Annotated in this window: 17 protein-coding genes; 5 read left to right on the top strand and 12 right to left on the bottom strand. The window is 61.5% G+C overall.

Annotated elements, in window-relative coordinates; all coding sequences use genetic code 11:
• Window positions 1-4: 4 nt before the first annotated feature.
• The 3 genes from C6Y56_RS14650 (at window position 5) to C6Y56_RS14640 (ending at window position 3,255) form a co-directional block, all read left to right on the top strand.
• Complete coding sequence (locus C6Y56_RS14650; RefSeq protein WP_169430500.1) at window positions 5-1,198, top strand: acetyl-CoA C-acyltransferase; 1,194 nt, start codon at window positions 5-7, stop codon at window positions 1,196-1,198.
• Between the two features lie 141 nt (window positions 1,199-1,339).
• Complete coding sequence (locus C6Y56_RS14645) at window positions 1,340-2,467, top strand: acyl-CoA dehydrogenase (protein ID WP_169430499.1); 1,128 nt, start codon at window positions 1,340-1,342, stop codon at window positions 2,465-2,467.
• A 14-nt stretch (window positions 2,468-2,481) separates the two neighbouring features.
• Entirely contained in the window at window positions 2,482-3,255 is a 774-nt protein-coding gene (locus C6Y56_RS14640; protein ID WP_169430498.1) for an enoyl-CoA hydratase, read from the top strand.
• Between the two features lie 254 nt (window positions 3,256-3,509).
• On the opposite strand, the gene C6Y56_RS14635 is transcribed toward C6Y56_RS14640, so the two are convergent.
• Together C6Y56_RS14635 and C6Y56_RS14630 are read right to left on the bottom strand one after the other, a co-directional pair.
• Window positions 3,510-4,661 carry an acyl-CoA dehydrogenase family protein gene (locus C6Y56_RS14635; RefSeq protein WP_169430497.1) on the bottom strand — a complete coding sequence of 384 codons (1,152 nt, stop codon included), beginning with the start codon at window positions 4,659-4,661 and terminating at the stop codon, window positions 3,510-3,512.
• A 3-nt stretch (window positions 4,662-4,664) separates the two neighbouring features.
• Window positions 4,665-5,771 (bottom strand): enoyl-CoA hydratase/isomerase family protein, encoded by a 1,107-nt coding sequence (locus C6Y56_RS14630; protein WP_169430496.1) that lies wholly within the window; start codon window positions 5,769-5,771, stop codon window positions 4,665-4,667.
• A 281-nt stretch (window positions 5,772-6,052) separates the two neighbouring features.
• Here C6Y56_RS14630 and C6Y56_RS14625 point away from each other — a divergent pair, with 281 nt between their 5' ends.
• A complete protein-coding gene (locus tag C6Y56_RS14625) occupies window positions 6,053-6,532 on the top strand; it encodes a hypothetical protein (RefSeq protein ID WP_169430495.1) in 480 nt (159 codons plus the stop codon).
• A gap of 34 nt (window positions 6,533-6,566) precedes the next feature.
• Here C6Y56_RS14625 and C6Y56_RS14620 read toward each other — a convergent pair whose 3' ends face one another.
• From C6Y56_RS14620 to argH, 9 genes are all read right to left on the bottom strand, one after another.
• The gene (locus C6Y56_RS14620; RefSeq protein ID WP_169430494.1) at window positions 6,567-7,253 is read right to left on the bottom strand and encodes an HPP family protein; all 687 of its coding nucleotides are present in this window, start codon (window positions 7,251-7,253) and stop codon (window positions 6,567-6,569) included.
• Between the two features lie 159 nt (window positions 7,254-7,412).
• The gene (locus C6Y56_RS14615; protein WP_169430493.1) at window positions 7,413-8,591 is read right to left on the bottom strand and encodes an MFS transporter; all 1,179 of its coding nucleotides are present in this window, start codon (window positions 8,589-8,591) and stop codon (window positions 7,413-7,415) included.
• A 16-nt stretch (window positions 8,592-8,607) separates the two neighbouring features.
• Window positions 8,608-9,960 (bottom strand): MmgE/PrpD family protein, encoded by a 1,353-nt coding sequence (locus C6Y56_RS14610; RefSeq protein ID WP_169430492.1) that lies wholly within the window; start codon window positions 9,958-9,960, stop codon window positions 8,608-8,610.
• Window positions 9,957-10,847, bottom strand: a complete 891-nt coding sequence (locus C6Y56_RS14605; protein ID WP_169430491.1) for a polysaccharide deacetylase family protein — start codon at window positions 10,845-10,847, stop codon at window positions 9,957-9,959. Before C6Y56_RS14605 ends, C6Y56_RS14610 begins: the two co-directional genes overlap by 4 nt.
• Window positions 10,840-11,688 carry a polysaccharide deacetylase family protein gene (locus tag C6Y56_RS14600; RefSeq protein ID WP_169430490.1) on the bottom strand — a complete coding sequence of 283 codons (849 nt, stop codon included), beginning with the start codon at window positions 11,686-11,688 and terminating at the stop codon, window positions 10,840-10,842. The genes C6Y56_RS14605 and C6Y56_RS14600 overlap by 8 nt, the downstream gene beginning before the upstream one ends.
• A 147-nt stretch (window positions 11,689-11,835) precedes the next feature.
• Window positions 11,836-12,660 carry an ABC transporter substrate-binding protein gene (locus tag C6Y56_RS14595; RefSeq protein ID WP_169430489.1) on the bottom strand — a complete coding sequence of 275 codons (825 nt, stop codon included), beginning with the start codon at window positions 12,658-12,660 and terminating at the stop codon, window positions 11,836-11,838.
• 39 nt (window positions 12,661-12,699) lie between these two features.
• A complete protein-coding gene (locus C6Y56_RS14590) occupies window positions 12,700-13,464 on the bottom strand; it encodes an amino acid ABC transporter ATP-binding protein (RefSeq protein ID WP_169430488.1) in 765 nt (254 codons plus the stop codon).
• Window positions 13,465-13,474: 10 nt separating this feature from the next.
• The gene (locus C6Y56_RS14585; RefSeq protein WP_169430487.1) at window positions 13,475-14,353 is read right to left on the bottom strand and encodes an amino acid ABC transporter permease; all 879 of its coding nucleotides are present in this window, start codon (window positions 14,351-14,353) and stop codon (window positions 13,475-13,477) included.
• Between the two features lie 150 nt (window positions 14,354-14,503).
• On the bottom strand, window positions 14,504-15,931 hold the full coding sequence (argH, locus tag C6Y56_RS14580) for an argininosuccinate lyase (RefSeq protein ID WP_085745592.1): 1,428 nt from the start codon (window positions 15,929-15,931) through the stop codon (window positions 14,504-14,506).
• A 298-nt stretch (window positions 15,932-16,229) separates the two neighbouring features.
• Between argH and C6Y56_RS14575 the strand changes: the two genes are divergently transcribed.
• Complete coding sequence (locus C6Y56_RS14575) at window positions 16,230-17,195, top strand: LysR family transcriptional regulator (RefSeq protein WP_169430486.1); 966 nt, start codon at window positions 16,230-16,232, stop codon at window positions 17,193-17,195.
• Between the two features lie 2 nt (window positions 17,196-17,197).
• Here C6Y56_RS14575 and C6Y56_RS14570 read toward each other — a convergent pair whose 3' ends face one another.
• Complete coding sequence (locus C6Y56_RS14570; RefSeq protein ID WP_169430485.1) at window positions 17,198-17,716, bottom strand: GNAT family N-acetyltransferase; 519 nt, start codon at window positions 17,714-17,716, stop codon at window positions 17,198-17,200.
• Between the last annotated feature and the right edge of the window lie 35 nt (window positions 17,717-17,751).

The following is a 17,751-nucleotide window of genomic DNA, read 5'->3' as shown; positions in this document are numbered from 1 at the left end:
TTTCATGACCATCTCCAACGATCCGATTGTCATCGTCAGCGCCGTCCGCACCCCGATGGGCGGTTTTCAGGGCGAACTGAAAAGCCTGACCGCGCCGCAACTGGGCGCCGCTGCAATCAAGGCGGCGGTTGAGCGTGCCGGTGTGGCCGCCGATGCGGTCGATGAAGTGTTGTTCGGCTGCGTACTGCCGGCCGGGCTCGGCCAGGCGCCTGCGCGTCAGGCTGCGCTGGGCGCCGGGCTGGATAAATCCACTCGCTGCACCACCGTCAACAAGATGTGCGGCTCGGGCATGGAAACCACCATTCTGGCTCACGACATGTTGATGGCCGGCAGCGCCGATGTGGTGATCGCCGGCGGCATGGAAAGCATGTCCAACGCGCCGTACCTGCTGGACCGCGCCCGTGCCGGTTATCGCATGGGCCACGGCCGGGTGCTGGACTCGATGTTCCTCGACGGCCTCGAAGACGCTTACGACAAGGGCCGCCTGATGGGCACCTTCGCCGAGGATTGCGCCGAAACCAACGACTTCAGCCGCGAGGCTCAGGACGCTTTCGCCATCGCTTCGACCACCCGTGCCCAGCAGGCAATCAAGGACGGCAGCTTCAAGGCCGAGATCGTTCCGCTGACCGTGACCGTCGGCAAAGAACAGGTTGTGATCAGCAACGACGAGCAGCCGCCAAAAGCCAAGCTGGACAAGATCGCGTCACTGAAACCGGCGTTCCGCGAGGGCGGCACTGTGACCGCCGCCAATTCCAGCTCGATCTCCGACGGCGCCGCCGCACTGGTGCTGATGCGCCAGTCGCAAGCGCAGAAGCAAGGTCTGAAACTATTGGCGGTGATTCACGGCCACGCCGCGTTTGCCGACACTCCGGGCCTGTTCCCGGTGGCACCGATTGGCGCGATCAAGAAGCTGATGAAGAAGACCGGCTGGTCGCTGGATCAGGTCGATCTGTTTGAAGTCAACGAAGCCTTCGCCGTGGTCGGCATGGCGGCGATGACCCACCTGGAAATTCCTCACGACAAGCTCAACATCCACGGTGGCGCCTGCGCCCTGGGCCATCCGATCGGTGCCTCCGGTGCGCGGATTCTGGTGACCTTGCTCTCGGCCCTGCGCCAGAAAGGCCTGAAACGCGGCGTTGCGGCAATCTGCATCGGCGGCGGCGAAGCCACGGCGATGGCTGTCGAGTGCCTCTACTAAAGCTCGCGCATCTCGAATTGTGGGAGCGGGCTTGCTCGCGAAAGCGTCCTGTCAGCCAACACTCACTGTGCTGATCCACCGCTTTCGCGAGCAAGCCCGCTCCCACAGGGGATAGACGGTGCCAATGAATAAGGATTTGCCATGATTCCCAATGACGACCAACAACAAATCCGCGACATGGCCCGGCAGTTTGCCGAGGAACGGCTCAAACCGTTTGCCGCCGAGTGGGATCGCGAACACCGCTTCCCGAAAGAAGCCATCGGCGAAATGGCCGGGCTGGGCTTCTTCGGCATGCTGGTGCCGGAGCAGTGGGGCGGTTGCGACACCGGTTATCTGGCCTACGCCATGGCGCTGGAAGAAATCGCCGCCGGCGACGGCGCCTGCTCGACGATCATGAGCGTGCACAACTCGGTGGGTTGTGTGCCGATCCTCAAGTTCGGCAACGACGACCAGCGTGAACGTTTCCTCAAACCGCTGGCCAGCGGCGAGATGCTCGGTGCCTTCGCGCTGACCGAACCCCAGGCCGGCTCCGACGCCAGCAGCCTGAAAACCCGTGCGCGGCTGGAAGGCGATCACTACGTGCTCAACGGCTGCAAACAGTTCATCACCTCCGGGCAGAACGCCGGGGTTGTGATCGTGTTTGCGGTCACCGATCCGAGTGCCGGCAAGCGCGGGATCAGCGCCTTTATCGTGCCGACCGCCTCGCCGGGCTACAAAGTCGCTCGCGTCGAAGACAAGCTCGGCCAGCACGCCTCGGACACCTGCCAGATTCTGTTTGAAGACGTGAAAGTGCCGGTGGCCAACCGGTTGGGCGAGGAGGGCGAGGGCTACAGGATTGCTCTGGCCAACCTCGAAGGCGGACGCGTCGGCATCGCTTCGCAATCGGTGGGCATGGCCCGTGCCGCGTTCGAAGCCGCCCGTGATTACGCCCGCGAGCGTGACACCTTCGGCAAGCCGATCATCGAGCATCAAGCCGTGGCGTTCCGTCTGGCGGACATGGCCACTCAGATCGCCGTGGCGCGGCAGATGGTGCATTACGCCGCCGCCCTGCGTGACAGCGGTCAGCCGGCGCTGGTCGAGGCGTCGATGGCCAAGTTGTTCGCCTCGGAAATGGCCGAGAAGGTCTGCTCCATGGCCTTGCAAACCCTGGGCGGTTACGGTTACCTCAACGACTTCCCGCTGGAGCGCATCTACCGCGACGTGCGGGTTTGCCAGATCTACGAAGGCACCAGCGACATTCAGCGCATGGTCATTTCGCGCAATCTTTGAGAAGGAATCTGCACATGAGTTACGAAACGATTTTGCTGGAAACCCACGGCCGCGTCGGCCTGATCACCCTCAATCGCCCGCAGGCGCTCAATGCCCTCAACGCGCAACTGGTCAGCGAAGTGAACCGCGCCCTCGATGGCCTGGAAGCCGATGCGAACATCGGCTGCATCGTCATCACCGGTTCGAAAAAAGCCTTCGCCGCCGGCGCCGACATCAAGGAAATGGCCGAACTGACCTATCCGCAGATCTACATGGACGATCTGTTCAGTGACAGCGACCGCGTGGCCAACCGCCGCAAGCCGATCATCGCGGCGGTCAACGGTTTTGCCCTCGGCGGTGGCTGCGAACTGGCGCTGATGTGCGACTTCATCCTGGCCGGCGACAACGCCAAATTCGGCCAGCCGGAAATCAACCTCGGTGTGCTGCCGGGCATGGGCGGCACCCAGCGCCTGACCCGCGCCGTGGGCAAGGCCAAAGCCATGGAAATGTGCCTGAGCGGGCGTTTGATCGACGCGGTGGAAGCCGAACGCTGCGGCATCGTCGCTCGGATCGTGCCGAGTGATGAACTGCTGGACGAAGCGCTGAAAGTCGCGGCGGTGATCGCCAGCAAATCGCTGCCGATTGCGATGATGGTCAAGGAAAGCGTCAACCGCGCGTTCGAAGTGAACCTGACCGAAGGCGTGCGCTTCGAGCGCCGGGTGTTCCATGCGGCGTTTGCGACGCAGGATCAGAAGGAAGGGATGGCGGCGTTTGTGGCCAAACGGCCTGCCGAGTTCCAGGGCAAATAACGCGGCGCCCTCAAGAGCCCCCTCACCCTAACCCTCCCGAAACGTCGGACCGCCCGGAGGGAGAGGGGACTGACCGGGTTGTACTCGGGAGTTACGCCGACCTGAATTACCGAGTCGAACTCAGGCTGTAAAAAGCATGTAGTCCGCTATCCATAATCGACGCGATCTTTCAGGTCGATGTATGACGCCAGACACCTCGGTCAGCTCCCTCTCCTGGGGGAGAGGGCTGGGGTGAGGGGGCAGGCGTTACTCGGTTACAACTGATAGTTCTTCAACTCCCGAGCAATCACCATCCGCTGTATCTCGCTCGACCCCTCATAAATCTGGGTAATCCGTGCATCCCGGTAGTACTTCTCAACCGGATAATCCTCCAGATACCCATACCCGCCATGAATCTGAATCGCTGACGAACACACCTTCTCGGCCATTTCCGAAGCAAACAGCTTGGCCTGCGAAGCCTCCGACAGACAGGGTTTGCCCGCCGTGCGCAGCCGCGCCGCGTGCAGGATCATCAAGCGCGCCGCGTTGATCTGCATCTGCATGTCCGCCAGCAGGTTGGCGATGCTCTGGTGCTCGACGATGGCTTTGCCGAACTGCACCCGATCACGGGCGTAACCCAGCGCCGCTTCGAACGCTGCACGGGCGATGCCCAAGGCTTGCGCCGCGATGCCGATGCGTCCGCCTTCCAGGTTGGAGAGGGCGATCGCCAGGCCTTTGCCGCGTTCGCCCAGCAGGTTCGCTTCAGGAATGCTGCAGTTGTTCAGCGTTACGGCACAGGTGTCGGAAGCGCGGATGCCCATCTTGTGTTCGGTACGGTCAACGATGAAGCCCGGCGTATCGGTCGGCACGAGAAACGCCGAGATCCCACGCTTGCCCAGATCCGGATCGGTCACCGCAAACACGATCGCCAGTTTCGCCCGCTTGCCGTTGCTGACAAATTGCTTGGCGCCGTTGATCACCCATTGCCCGTCGCGCAGTTCGGCGCGGGTGCGCAGGTTGTGCGCTTCGGAGCCGGCCTGGGGTTCGGTCAGGCAGAAGCAGCCGATTACTGCGCCGGTAGCCAGATCCGCCAGCCAGGTCTGTTTCTGTTCTTCGCTGCCGTAATTGAGCACCGGCCCGCAGCCCACCGAGTTGTGGATGCTCATGAAGGCGCCGGTGGCGCCGTCGCCGGCGGAAATCTCTTCCACCGCCAGCGCATAGGCTACGTAGTCGACATAGGTGCCGCCCCATTCCTCCGGTACCACCATGCCCAGCAGGCCAAGTTCGCCCATCTTCGCCACAAGACCGTCATCGATCCAGCCGGCCTTTTCCCAGGCTTGCGCGTGGGGGGCGATTTCGCCACGGGCAAAGTCCCGGGCCATGTCGCGGATCATGACCTGGTCTTCAGTCAATTCGAGATCGTGCATGACTCAGCTCCCGCTCTCTTCGAAACCGTGGAAGAAACTCGCGACCTGCTCGGCGTGCAACGCGGCGAGGGTCGGCGGGTTCCAGCGTGGTGATTTGTCTTTGTCGATCAGCAAGGCGCGCACGCCTTCGATCAGGTCGCCGCGCTCGAACCACTGGCGATCCAGATGCAGTTCGAGGGCGAAGCAGTGTTCCAGTGTCAGGTGCCGGCCGCGACGCAGCATCTCCAGGGTCACACCCATGGCCAATGGCGAGCGGGTTTCCAGCAGGTCGGCCGTGGTGGTCGCCCATTCGTGGCTGTCGGCAACCGTCACGGCGCGCAGTTGCTCGACGATGCTCGGCACGTCAGGCAAGGCGAAGAAGTGGTCGATGGCCGGGCGCAAGGCTTCCAGCGGCGCATCCGGCAGGGTTTGCACGGCGTGACGGGCCAACAGGCTTTGCAGATCCTTCAATGGCGTGTCGTGCCACTCCAACTGATCGAGCTGTTCATCGAGGGTGCCGAGTTTGCTGCTGTCCAGATACCAGTCGGCCAGCCCGCAATACAGCGCATCCGCCGCACGAATCTGCACGCCGCTGACGCCCAGGTAAATCCCCAGCTCGCCAGGAATGCGCGGCAGGAAATAACTGCCGCCGACATCCGGGAAATACCCGATCGCCACCTCCGGCATCGCCAGACGACTCTTTTCGGTGACCACCCGCAAATCGGCGCCTTGCACCAGGCCCATGCCGCCGCCGAGAACGAAACCGTCCATCAGCGCCAGCACGGGTTTGCGGTAGCGGTGGATCGTCAGGTCGAGGGCGTATTCCTCGACGAAGAAATCTTCGTGCAGCGTGTCGCCGCTTTTGTGGCTGTCGTACAGCGATCGAATGTCGCCACCGGCACAGAAGGCTTTCTCGCCGGCACCGCGCAGCGCGACCGCGTGGATATCGGCATCGGCGGCCCAGGCGTCCAGGTGTTGCTGGAGCTGGCGCACCATGTCGAGGGTCAGGGCATTGAGGCCGGCGGGGCGGTTGAGGGTCAGATGACCGATGTGATTGCGAACCTCGGCCAGCACTTCGTGTGGCGTGGCATCCATGGACGAAGTCCGCGGGGATGAAGCCTGAGCAGTCATCACTAACTCCCTGCTTTTATTGTCTTTATTCGAGAAGCCCGCGCGCGGGCGTTAGCGGATCGTAACAGTGCAAATTTGCCGTGTACAACGGGGATATGTGCATGGGGTGTCTGCATTTTTACCTTAACCACGAAATGAAAAATTGTGGCCGAAGCGCTAGCTACTGCTAGGCTGCGCGGCGGTTGCGGCGAACCCGCAAACAGACCCTCGCTTCATTAGCGTCTGTAGCAGAAACACGGCGTTTTTTCTCGCCGGAACCCAACGCGCAGTGGAGGCGCAGAATGGCAAAAACAAGGTATTCAACAGGCAGACTGATCGTTGTTTTGCTACTGCTGCTGACGGTTATCAATGTCGCAGCGCTGGCGTTTGTCCTGCGTGGCGGGCTTTCCAGAACGTATGGCATGGCGATGGTCAGGACCAAAGCACCTTTGCTGATCGCGGGGAGTGGCGATGATGAAAGCTATTACGTGCTGCCCGCCAGCACGACGCTTTACTACGACAAAAGCTACCCCGAAGGTTTTAGTCGCTACATGGTCTTTTTCAATCACAAGGGTGTTATCGCTGGCGACCCAGTGCCGATGAAACCAGAGTATGGAGGATCATTGATTGATCCTCGCTGGTTGTCGAATGTCGATACCGACACGTTGAAAGACATGTTCAAACGTTTTCCGCTCTCCAAAGAAGACATCGCGGCGGCTATCAAGGCCAATGAAATCACCAAAGAGGATCTGACGGACATCATCCGGTCGATGCCGGATTGATCCGTTTTCAAGCCGTTGCAACAGGACGCCTTTGTCAGCTGAACACCTGGCCAATGCTCCGCCGTTTGGCATGCAGTTCACTGGCATGAATCAACTGTTCCAGATCCTCCGGCGTGACATCAATGAACGCCTCCATGTCCGCCAGTGCCAATTTCAGATCCTCGGCCGTGATTGCCTGAAAATCGACCGGCGCCAGGGCGGGCGCCGGTTCGGCGGGGCGTTTCGGGTAGCGAATGCGGGTCAGATTGTTGTAGGCCAGTGCGGCCAGCAGCAGGCACGCGGCGCTGAGCATCACCGGTTCCAGGGCTTTCCAGTCCATGGCGATGGTCATCGGATCGGCCAGCACCATGGTCAACGCGACGGCGCCGGCCGGCGGGTGCAGGCAACGCAGCCAGCACATCAGGATCAGCGCCATGCCTGCGGCGAGGCAGGCGCTGCCGAGGGTTCGACCGAGCACGTGGGCCACCAGCAACGCGACGACGCCCGCGCACAGGTAGCCGCCGATGATCGACCATGGCTGGGCGAGGGCGCCGGAGGACACGGCGAACAGCAGCACCGCCGAGGCGCCTAGCGGGCCGATCAGGTGGTAGGCCACTTCGATGTCGAACACCTGACTGCATACCCACACACTGAACAACGTGCCCAGCGCCATGCCGATAGCGGCGCGGCTCCATTCGGTGGGGCGGGTGTTGATGGCAGCGGGCAACCAGCGAGCGAGCATGAAGAACCGTTCCTTTGAAGAAAACCGAAGGCAAAAAAAAGGACTTGTCCGTCAACCCGGAAAGTCCTTCGAAGCGTTCCAACTATTGGGGGAGGAACGCGCACAGTGTGCCAAGCAATCTCGATGCTGACAAATTCATATAAATGCAGTTTCAATGCATTATTTGTGAAGTAAAGCCACTCGCCGACCGCTCATGAAGCACAGGAACCCGCCCATCGCGGTCAGTGCGCTGAGGGCGTAGAACATGGTCGGCGCCGGCGTATGCATCAACAGGAAGCCGCAGATCACCGGGCTCAGTGCGCCACCCAGGGCTGCGAGGTTCTGTGCGCCGTAATAACTGCCGCGCAGCTCTTCGGGGGCCAGGGTGTCGACGAACAGGAATTCCGATGGATAAATGATCATCTCGCCGAGGGTGAAGATGAACATCGCGATGCACCACGTCAGCAGGCTGTCGGCCAGGCTGAAACCGATCAGGCCGAGGATGAACAGGCTGGTGCCGGCGGCGATCCAGTAGCGCAGCTTTTCCCGGTTGAGGAAGCGACCGATCTGGTATTGCAACAGGATCACCGCGATGGCGTTGCAAGCGAGCAGGGCGGCCATGGTTTGCAGCGCACGTTGCGAGTCTTCGACCACCAGCAGGTATTGCGACAGGTACAGCGTGAAACGTCCGTGAACGACGGTGCTGAGCAGGCAACCGCAGGTGAACATGATCAGCGTGCGGTCGTTTTTCAGGGTCACCAGGGTCTTCAGGAATCTTTGTGGCTGGCCGATGGCGGCGATCGGGCTGGCGTCCCTGGGAATCCCGACCATCAGGAAGATGCTGCCGAAGGCGATGCCAGCGGCAATCAGGAATGGCGCAATCGGGTACACCCCGGCGATCACTACACCGAGCATAGGTCCGGTGGCGTAGCCGATGTTGGTCAGGGTATAGCGCAGGGAAAACGCCTTGGCCCGCTGACCCATGGGCAGATTTTCGCTGAGGATCGCCTTGGAACCGATCAGGAACAGCGCCGAGGCGGTTTCGGTGATGACCAGCGTTGCCGTGGTCAGGTAGAGGTTCTGCGCGAACGTCAGCAGCACGAAACCAATGGCGCTGGAAAGCATGGCGAGGATCAGTAACCGGCGTTTTTCCAGCCGGTCGATGATGTAGCCGCCGTACAACGCAAGCAGGGTGGCGATGAACACCGCGATGCCCAGTAACAGCCCGACGTCCTGTTGGTTGAGGCCCAGCTTTTTACTCAAAAACAGGGTGAGCAAAGGACTGGTGATGGCGCGGCTGACAACGATGGTCAGCGAAACGATCATCAGGCGGCGGATAACGAGCGAGTAGGTGGCCACGGAAAATCAAATGTCCTTATTCGGTTAACAGGTGCCCGAGATCGCGCACGCAAGCCAGCGTTTGCAGTTGTCGCAACTGCGCCAATAACGGCTCGGCCTTGACCGGTGAAATGACCCGCAACGCCAGACTGAAAAATTTCTCCTCCAGCGCCGCTTCACTCAGCGGATTGCCCGGCGCGCCCAGCGGCACCTCGACACACAGGCTCGCCTGACGCCCGTCGCGGGTTCGGACAATGACCACCGGCTCGCCATCCTCCGACAGTCGCTCATCCACTTCAAGGCGAATGCGCGTCAGCCATTGAACAATGCGCGGATCGTTGCGCGGCTGTTCGTCGTAAGCCTCCAATCGGCAATGACCGTGCACCAGTCGCGCGGCGAGGGCGTAAGGCAGACTCATCTGCGCGGCGGCCAGACTGCGGGTGTCGCGGCCGCCGCACATGTCGAGCAGAAAACCGCACAGGTTGACCTGCACGTCCTCCACCTGATCTGCGCCGATCTGCAATTGCTCCAGCAACAACCCGAGTGCATCGATGGCCGAGTGGGTGCCACGACATGCGGCATAGGGTTTGATCGAACAGCGCGCGAGTTTCCACACCTGGCCCAATTCAGCATCCAGCGCATCCGGTTGCGCGCTGCCCGGTGCCAGGGTCTTGAGAAAACCACCCCAGACATCCTCGAACAACACCGACGGCCCGCTGACACCTTCGCGAGCAAAACGCGCCGCGAGCAAACCACCCTCGGCAGCGCGTCCGCTGTGCAGTTTCTTGCTTTGCGAACCGTCATGAATGAACGCCCACAACCCGCCGCTGAAACTGCCGGCGATGCCCAGTGCCGACACGGTTTGCGCTGCATCCAGGGCAAAGATCCGCGCACAGGCCGCCGCCGCGCCGAACACGCCGCAGGTGGCGGTGGAATGCCAGCCGGCGCCGTTATGCGCCGAATAACTGCCGCAGGCTTCCAGCACCCGCCGGCCGATTTCGTAGCCGATCACCACGGCGGTGATGAACTCGCGACCGTCCACCGGTCGATCCACCAATGACAGCGCCGCCATCACTGCCGGCAGCACCACCGCACCGGAGTGATCGCACCCGCCGGTGTCGTCCAGTTCCAGCGCATGGGCGGCGATGCCGTTGAGCAACGCCGCGTGCCCCGCACCGACGTGCAAGGACGAACCCCAGACCAGCGCGTTGCCCGGCTCGGCGCCGAACACCTGCCGCGCCTTAAGCGCCACCGCACTGTCGGCCCCGGCCAGCGCTGCGCCGAAGGTGTCGAGAATGTGTCGCTTGGCCTGTTCGACCAACGCCGGGGGCAGATCTTCAAACCGCGTTTCGACGCAAAACCGCGCCAGCCGCTGCATGCGTTCCGTCATACGAGGTAGTCCCGATAATGGCGTTCATACACCGAGGCCGGATGATCCTGCGCGACCGGCGATGCGGTTTGCATCCACCACTGCGCGACGTCGGCGCCGGTGGTGATCCACACGTCGTCATGCTGCTGAATGCCTTGCAGCAACTCACGCAGTACGCCGATACGCCCCGGCGTGGCGATGATTTCCGGGTGCAGGCGCAGCACGTAGCACAGGCCGAAACGGTGGAATCCGGCGAAGTCCATTTGCAGGTTGCCGAGGGTGTGGCTGTAGGAGGCGATCCGTGATTGCGCCGGCGGCACGGCCGGGCTCAGGTTGAAGGCGAAATAGGGTTCGTCTTCCAGTTCGTAATGCAGCGGCAACTCGACCACTTCAGGGGCGGTCGGGTGCAAGAACGGCAGATCATCGCCGCGCCATGACGAAGACCAGTGAATGCCGTGATCTTTCAAGGCTTCGATGAATCCCGGCGCGCCGTTACCCGCAGGAATCCGGAAACCGGTCGGGCGCACGCCAGTCAATACTTCCAGCGCTGCACAACCCTTGGCGACTTCCGCACTTTGCGCCGCCAGATCCAGCGTGTCGTAATCCTGATGGCGGTAACCGGCGCAGGCGATCTCATGGCCGTCAGCCAGAATCGCGGCGATGTGCTGCGGGTTTTCCTCGGCAACGATGCCGGGCACGAACCAGCTGCTGCGCACCCCGAATTCCGTGAACAGACCGAGCAAACGCTCGACACCCCGTTGCGTGCCGTAGCGCCACACCGACAGTGTCTTGTCGCGTCCGGCGACTTCCGGGGCCTGAGTGAGGATGCCGTGAATGTCGTTGTAATCGACAGTCAGCACCACCGCGCAGCGTTTGCCGGCGGGCCAGAGAGTGCTGGAGTCAGCCATGGTGATGCTCCTTCAGCCACCAGCGGGCGACGTCACGGCAGGTGGCGAACCACACGTCATCGCGCTGGCGCATGTGTTCGAAGAGTTTCTCCAGCAACAGGATACGCCCCGGTTTGCCGGTGATTTTCGGGTGGAACAGCGTGGTCAGGCACAGGCCTTCGTCCATCGCGCCGTCGTACTCGCGTTGCCAGTTGTCGAGGGTCAGCTCGTAGCTGGCGGTGCGGTCGAGGCCGGACGGGAAGTTCGGTGCGCGGGTGTAGGCGAGGGACGCGTAGTCGTCCATTTCCCAGCGCCCCGGGATCTCCACCAGCGGCGTGTCGTGGCCGGGGACGTTGACCAGATACGGGCGGTCGTCGCCACGCATGCTGCTGGAATAGATGACGCCGTTGTCGGCCAGCATCGCCGGCGTCCGGGCGCGCCAGTCACCGGACGGGGTGCGAAAACCCTCGGCGCGGATGTGCAGGTATTGCCAGAAAACGTCGCGTGACTTGTTCATCACGGCCTGCTGCTGGTCCAGCGTCAGGGCGTAGAAGGATTCGTGTTTGTAGCCGTGGTAGGCGACTTCATGGCCGCGTTCGACGATGGCCTGGCACTGTTTCGGCCAGTTTTCCACGACCCAGGCGGGGACGAAGAAGGTGGTCGGGATCTTGAAGGTGTCGAGCAGATCCAGCAGGCGTGGCAGGGCGCGGTAGGGGCCGTAGCCGCCGAAGCCGAAGTACTCGGGTTTGTGCCAGATCGAGCCGTTGAGCATGGCGTCGCCAGTCGGGCCGTCGAGGTCGAAGGCCAGGGCGAGGCAGGCTTTGTGCTGGTCGGGCCAGGTGGGTTGCAAGGAGGACATCAAGGGTGCTCCAACTGTCTGAAGATGGGCACCTGACCTGTGGGAGCGAGCCTGCTCGCGATGACGGTATGACTGGCAGCATCAATGTTGAATGTGCCGGCCTCATCGCGAGCAGGCTCGCTCCCACATAGGGTCGCGGTGCCTGCAGCTTTACTTGCCGGCGTTGACGGTCACCGTCTTAATTGCACCCAACTCCAGATCCCACTTCTTCAGAATCGCGTTATAGCTGCCGTCATCCACCATGCTCTGCAACGCCACCTTCACCGCCTCACTCAGCTCAGGCTTCTTCTTGCTCACACCCAACCCGGTGAACTGTACGGAGATCGGCTGGCCGACCGTCTTGTACATGTCCTTTTCCTGGGTCTTGAGGTACGACAGGGTTTCGCTGCCCTGCATCGCCGCATCAATTCGGCTCTGGCGCAGTTGCGCACGGGCGTCGGCCGAGCCTTCGGTGCCGATCACGTTGATTGCGGGCTTGCTCGCGGCTTCACAGTGTTCCTTGCTCCACGCGGCGATTTCTGCCGGGAATGTGGTGCGGCGGCTGGTGCCGACTTTCTTGCCGCACAGGTCGATGATCTCGTTGGTCGCCGTGTTCTTCTGCAAGGTGTAGAACTGCGGGCCGCTGGTGAAGTAGTCGACGAAGGTCACGCTGGCCTGGCGCTCGGCGGTGTCGGTCATGCCCGACAGGACCATGTCCACGCGGTCGGTGGTCAGGGCGTTGATCATTTGCTCGAAGCCGGTTTCCTGCCACTTGATCTTGATCCCGAGGCGCTCGGCCAGGGCGTTGCCCAAGTCGTAGTCCAGGCCGGTGAGCTTGTTGGTGGCCGGATCCTTGAAGTCCATCGGCGGATAGTTGGGCATGATCGCGACGACGATCTCGCCTTTCTCCTTGATGCTCGCCGGCAATTCGGCGGCCATGGCGAAACCGCAAGACATGAGGGAGGTGAGTACTGCTGGAATGACGAAGTTCTTCATGGACGTTCTCTTATGAGTGTTGTGAAGGCCAAAGGGGCCTCAGGTTCGAACGGCAGAAATGAAGCTTTGGGTGCGCGGGTTTTGCGGACTTATTAGTATTTCTTCGGGGCTTCCAGCCTCCACGATCTGCCCGCCGTCCATGAACACCATGCGGTTGGAAACCTCCCGGGCGAAGCCCAGTTCATGGGTGACGACGATCATGGTCATGCCGGTCTGCGCCAGATCGCGCATCACCGACAGCACCTCACCGACCAGTTCCGGGTCGAGTGCCGAAGTGGGTTCATCGAACAGCATCAGCTTGGGGCGCATGGCCAGGGCCCGGGCAATGGCTACCCGTTGCTGCTGACCGCCCGACAGTTCGATCGGGTAACTGTCGCGCTTGTCAGCCAGACCGACCCGGGCCAGCAGTTCCAGGGCTTCTTCGTGCGCCTCCTTGGGCGAACGCTTGAGCACCTGGCACGGGCCCTCGATGATGTTTTGCAGCACAGTCATGTGCGGAAACAGATTGAAACGCTGGAACACCATGCCGGTGGCCAGGCGCTGGCGGGCGATCTGTGACTCGTTGAGTTCGTGCAGTTTGTGCCCGATCACGCGGTAGCCCACCAGTTCGCCGTCGACCCAGAGGCCGCCCTTGTCGATCTTTTCCAGCTGATTGACGCAGCGCAGCAGGGTGCTCTTGCCCGAGCCGGACGGGCCGATGATGCACAGCACTTCGCCTTGCTCGACCTCGATGTTGATGTCCTTGAGCGCGTGGTACTGGTCGTAATATTTGTTCAGGCTCACGGCCTTGACGATGCTTCTCATGACGGATTCCTCAAGAACGCTTGCCGGCGCCGCGAGCGAAACGACGCTCCAGACGGCTTTGACCAAAGGACAGGACGGTGACGGTGGCCAGGTACCAGATACCGGCGACGATCAGCAGCTCCATGACCCGGGCGTTGGCGTAGTAGATGTTCTGGGCGTTGTAGAGCAGTTCCGAGTACTGGATCACGCTCGCCAGCGAGGTCATTTTCACCATGCCGATGAATTCGTTGCCTACCGGCGGGATGATGATGCGCATGGCCTGGGGCAGGATGATCCGGCGCAGCGCTTGCAGGCGCGGCATGCCGATCGACTTGGCGGCTTCGTACTGGCCGGTGTCCACCGACAGCAGGCCGGCGCGCACCACTTCAGCGGTGTAGGCGCCCTGGTTGATGCTCAAGCCGAGCAGGGCGGCCACGAACGGCGTCATCAGGCTGACGGTGTCGAGTTCGAACAGGCCGGGAATGCCGATGGTGGGGAAGATCAGCGCCAGGTTGAACCACAACAGCAGTTGCAGAATCAGCGGCGTACCGCGAAACAGCCAGGTGTAGGTCAGCGCCACGTAGCGCAGGATCGGGTTGGCCGACATGCGCATGATCGCGGTGATCACCCCGAACACGATGCCCAGCGCCATGGCCAGAACGGCCATGATGATCGTGTTGAGCAGGCCCCACATGATCGCTTCGGAAGTCAGGAACTGGCCGATGTACGACCATTCGATCTTGCCTTCGGCGAAGGCCCGCACCAGGCCGATGATGGCGATGACGATCACGGTGGCGAAGAAGATCCGCCCGTAATAGCGCCGTGGCACGTGCTGGTACTGGGTAATGTCGAACTGGTTTTCCGCCAGTTTGCGCTCCGCCTGGAGTCGTTCTGCCTGAGTCTGGCTCATGGTGTTTCTCCGAACTGTACTTTCAAATCCACCGCATTCCACTGTGGGAGCGAGCCTGCTCGCGATTGCGGCAGCACGCTCGACATCTCTGCTCGCTGATCCATCGCCATCGCGAGCAGGCTCGCTCCTACAGGGTTTGCGTATTGGCCGTTAGAGGCGGAAGCCCTGGTAGTTTTCGGTCCACTGTTGCTGCGCGGCGAGGGCGGTTTTCAGGCGGCCGATCTGCTCGCGCACTTGTTGCGGCGCGGTGCCGCCCCAGCCGCTGCGGGCAGCGATGGCGGCTTCTAGGGTCAGGCTGTCACGCACATCTGCCGTCAGGCGCGGGTCGATCTCGGCCAGCAGCGCCGGCGAGGCTTCCCACAATTCGAGGTCGTGTTTTTCGCAGGCCTGCACCAGTGCGCCGGTGATTTCGTGGGCTTCCTTGAACGGCACGCCGCGCACCGCCAGCCAGTCGGCGACTTCGGTGGCGAGGGTGAAACCCAGCGGTGCCTGACGCCGCAGTTCCTCGACGTTGACGGTCATGGTCGCGACCATCCCGGCCATCGCTGGCAGCACCAGCAACAGGGTGTCGACGCTGTCGAGCACGCCGTTCTTGTCTTCGCTCAGGTCGCGGTTGTACGACAGCGGCAGGGATTTGAGCGTCGACAGCAGACCGGTCAGGTTGCCGATCAGGCGTCCAGCCTTGCCCCGGGCCAGTTCGGCGATGTCCGGGTTTTTCTTCTGCGGCATGATCGAACTGCCGGTGGCGTAGGCGTCGTCCAGATCGACCCAGCGGAACTGACGCGACGACCACAGGCAAAACTCTTCGGCCAGACGCGAGATGTTGATCCCGAGCATGCTGGCGATGAACAGGAATTCGGCGACGTGATCGCGGCTGGCCACGGCGTCGATAGAGTTTTCACAGACCCCGGCGTAACCCATTTCCTTGGCCGATTGCTGCGGCTGGCGAGCAATGGCGGAACCGGCCATGGCTGCGGCACCGAGGGGCGACAGCGAAGTGCGTGCGTCCCAATCCACCAGACGTTGCACGTCACGCAGCATCGATTGCGCGTGGGCCAACAGGTGATGGGCAAACACGATCGGTTGCGCCTGCTGCAAGTGAGTGAAGCCCGGGCAGATGCTCTCGACGTGTTGCTCGGCCTGATCCACCAGCGCCGTTTGCAGGGCCAGCACTTCCACGGCCAGGGTGCGGACGTGGTCACGCAGGAACAGGCGCAGATCATTGGCGGTCTGGTCGTTGCGTGAGCGGCCGGCGCGCAGTTTGCCGCCCAGTGCGCCGAGGCGCTCGGTCAACAGGCGCTCGATGAAGGTGTGAACGTCTTCGTCGTCCAGCGTCGGGGCGATGCGCCCGGCAGCGAAATCGGCACCGATGCCGTCCAGGGCTTCGATCATCGTGCGGGTTTCCTGCTCGTCCAGCAGGCCGGCACGTTGCAGTTCCCCGGCGTGGGCCTTGGAGCCGGCCAGATCGTACGGCGTCAGGCGGAAATAGCGCTCGGGGCAACGGGACAGGGCCGCCAGGGCTGCGGACGGGCCGCTTTTGAAACGGGCACCCCAGAGACGGTCGGTGGTTTGAGACATTTGTTGTTTTCCTCGTCGGTAACGCGAACTGAAATCGGTGTGCCGGGCCCTGAAAATCACGCTGAAGAGTTAGCGGACAGAGTCAGGCCAAAGCAGTTTTCAAGAGGGCAGTTGCAAAGAGACAAGAGCTGATCGAAGTGTCAGCTTTTCATGTTTGGCGATCAGTGAGTTGGCACTGATGTTCGAGGTTTTTTGGCGGTTGCCAAGGCCTGTTTTCTGTGATCATTATTATTAGTCGGCGATGTTTTTGTTGTTGGACACAGATTGTTGAACATTGCGCCAGAGGTAAATCAGCATTATGGAAACCCCACTTTCCAATTCCGGAAACCCGCCGCTGAAAACGGCTCACCGAGCACCGCTGGCCCTCAGCGGACTGGATTTCAAACTGCTCAAGGTGTTCAAGGCCGTGGTCGAGGCAGGTGGCTTCAGCGCCGCGCAGAACGAGCTGAACGTGGGCCTTGCGGCCATCAGCAAGCAGATCTCCGACCTGGAAATCCGTATCGGCATGCGCCTGTGTACCCGAGGTCGCGAGGGGTTTCACCTGACCGAAGAGGGGCGTCTGGTTTATCAGGCGTCGATTGATCTGTTTGCGTCGGTTGACAACTTTCGCGACCGGCTTAGTTCGGCGCAGAATGAACTTGTTGGTGACCTTGGTGTGGGGGTTATTGATAATACGATCACGGATGAAAGTTCACCGTTAGTTGCGGCGCTTAAAAGAATCAATGAGGAATCGCCGAAGGTAAGGTTTCAACTTCAATCCACGCAACTGGATGAGGTTGAAAGAGGCGTCGTAGAGGGGCGTCTGGTGGCCGGGATAGTACCTGTATATCAAAAGCGCGAAGAGTTCGATTACTACCCGTTATATGAAGAACGCTCGGAGGTTTACTGCGCTGTCGGCCATCCATTGTTCGACATGCCGGAGTCGCAGATGAACAGCACTGTGCTGCAGGATTACGAGTGCATCAACCACCGCTACGCGATCCATCGTGACAAGCTGAACTTTGCCCGCTACGACAGTTTTTCCGCTTCGGCGACCCAGGTCGAAGCCGTGGCGCTGCTGATCAAGACCGGGCGTTTCGTTGGCTTCCTGCCCCGGCATTACGCGGCCACGCTGGTGGCGGCAGGGCAGTTTCGTGCGGTGCTGCCGGAGCGCATCAACATTGCCACGCCGTTCAATCTGATCCTGCGTCACAACACCGTGCGCAGTCCGTTGGTGAAGGCGTTTGCCCGGGCGTTGGGTGTTGATCTGAAAGCGTCGGTGTGACGTCAATCCAGCGTAAAACGCATTGCACAGCGTCGTGCGCTGGGCAGGCCGTGGGAGATTTCGTCGTTGAGTACCTCGATCAAACGGGGTCCGGCGTCCACTTCGTTCAATGGCACAAAACCCATGCGTTGATAGAACGGCGCATTCCACGGCAGGTCGCGAAAAGTGGTCAGCGTGACGGCTTCAAGTTGCTGCCGTCGTGCGTGTTCAATCACGCCCGACAGTAACTTGCGGCCGATGCCCTGGCCCTGAAAGTGTTGGCCGACGGACAGTTCCTCGATATGCAACTGGCTGTCGGTTTCAACCGCCCTTAAAAAACCGGCAAGTTGTCCGACAGTATGCTCTGCAACCCATACACGTCCCTGTTCGATGGCCTGCAAATGTTGCGTCTCGTCAGGTACATCGCTGTCGGCCAGCCAGGCCAGCGCAGGGTCGAGGCGAAACAGTTCAGCGGCCGAGCGTTCGATGGCGGGGAGGGCGGCCGCGTCTGCGGGTCGGGCGGGGCGAATGAGGAGTGTCATGCAGGAACTGCCGATGGCTGCGATCTTGGGAAGCT

The sequence above is a fragment of the Pseudomonas fluorescens genome, from assembly GCF_012974785.1.
In the GTDB taxonomy this organism is placed as follows: Bacteria; Pseudomonadota; Gammaproteobacteria; order Pseudomonadales; family Pseudomonadaceae; genus Aquipseudomonas; species Aquipseudomonas fluorescens_BT.
This window is presented reverse-complemented; position numbering and strand designations above follow the sequence as displayed.

Bases quoted from the DNA above. Each gene is read 5' to 3' on its own strand.
- C6Y56_RS14585 (WP_169430487.1), bottom strand. From the start codon at position 14,353: ATGAGCCAGACTCAGGCAGAACGACTCCAGGCGGAGCGCAAACTGGCG.
- C6Y56_RS14620 (WP_169430494.1), bottom strand. From the start codon at position 7,253: ATGCTCGCTCGCTGGTTGCCCGCTGCCATCAACACCCGCCCCACCGAA.
- C6Y56_RS14650 (WP_169430500.1), top strand. From the start codon at position 5: ATGACCATCTCCAACGATCCGATTGTCATCGTCAGCGCCGTCCGCACC.
- C6Y56_RS14595 (WP_169430489.1), bottom strand. From the start codon at position 12,660: ATGAAGAACTTCGTCATTCCAGCAGTACTCACCTCCCTCATGTCTTGC.
- C6Y56_RS14570 (WP_169430485.1), bottom strand. From the start codon at position 17,716: ATGACACTCCTCATTCGCCCCGCCCGACCCGCAGACGCGGCCGCCCTC.
- C6Y56_RS14640 (WP_169430498.1), top strand. From the start codon at position 2,482: ATGAGTTACGAAACGATTTTGCTGGAAACCCACGGCCGCGTCGGCCTG.
- C6Y56_RS14575 (WP_169430486.1), top strand. From the start codon at position 16,230: ATGGAAACCCCACTTTCCAATTCCGGAAACCCGCCGCTGAAAACGGCT.
- C6Y56_RS14630 (WP_169430496.1), bottom strand. From the start codon at position 5,771: ATGACTGCTCAGGCTTCATCCCCGCGGACTTCGTCCATGGATGCCACG.
- C6Y56_RS14645 (WP_169430499.1), top strand. From the start codon at position 1,340: ATGATTCCCAATGACGACCAACAACAAATCCGCGACATGGCCCGGCAG.
- C6Y56_RS14605 (WP_169430491.1), bottom strand. From the start codon at position 10,847: ATGGCTGACTCCAGCACTCTCTGGCCCGCCGGCAAACGCTGCGCGGTG.
- C6Y56_RS14590 (WP_169430488.1), bottom strand. From the start codon at position 13,464: ATGAGAAGCATCGTCAAGGCCGTGAGCCTGAACAAATATTACGACCAG.
- C6Y56_RS14625 (WP_169430495.1), top strand. From the start codon at position 6,053: ATGGCAAAAACAAGGTATTCAACAGGCAGACTGATCGTTGTTTTGCTA.
- argH (WP_085745592.1), bottom strand. From the start codon at position 15,931: ATGTCTCAAACCACCGACCGTCTCTGGGGTGCCCGTTTCAAAAGCGGC.
- C6Y56_RS14610 (WP_169430492.1), bottom strand. From the start codon at position 9,960: ATGACGGAACGCATGCAGCGGCTGGCGCGGTTTTGCGTCGAAACGCGG.
- C6Y56_RS14635 (WP_169430497.1), bottom strand. From the start codon at position 4,661: ATGCACGATCTCGAATTGACTGAAGACCAGGTCATGATCCGCGACATG.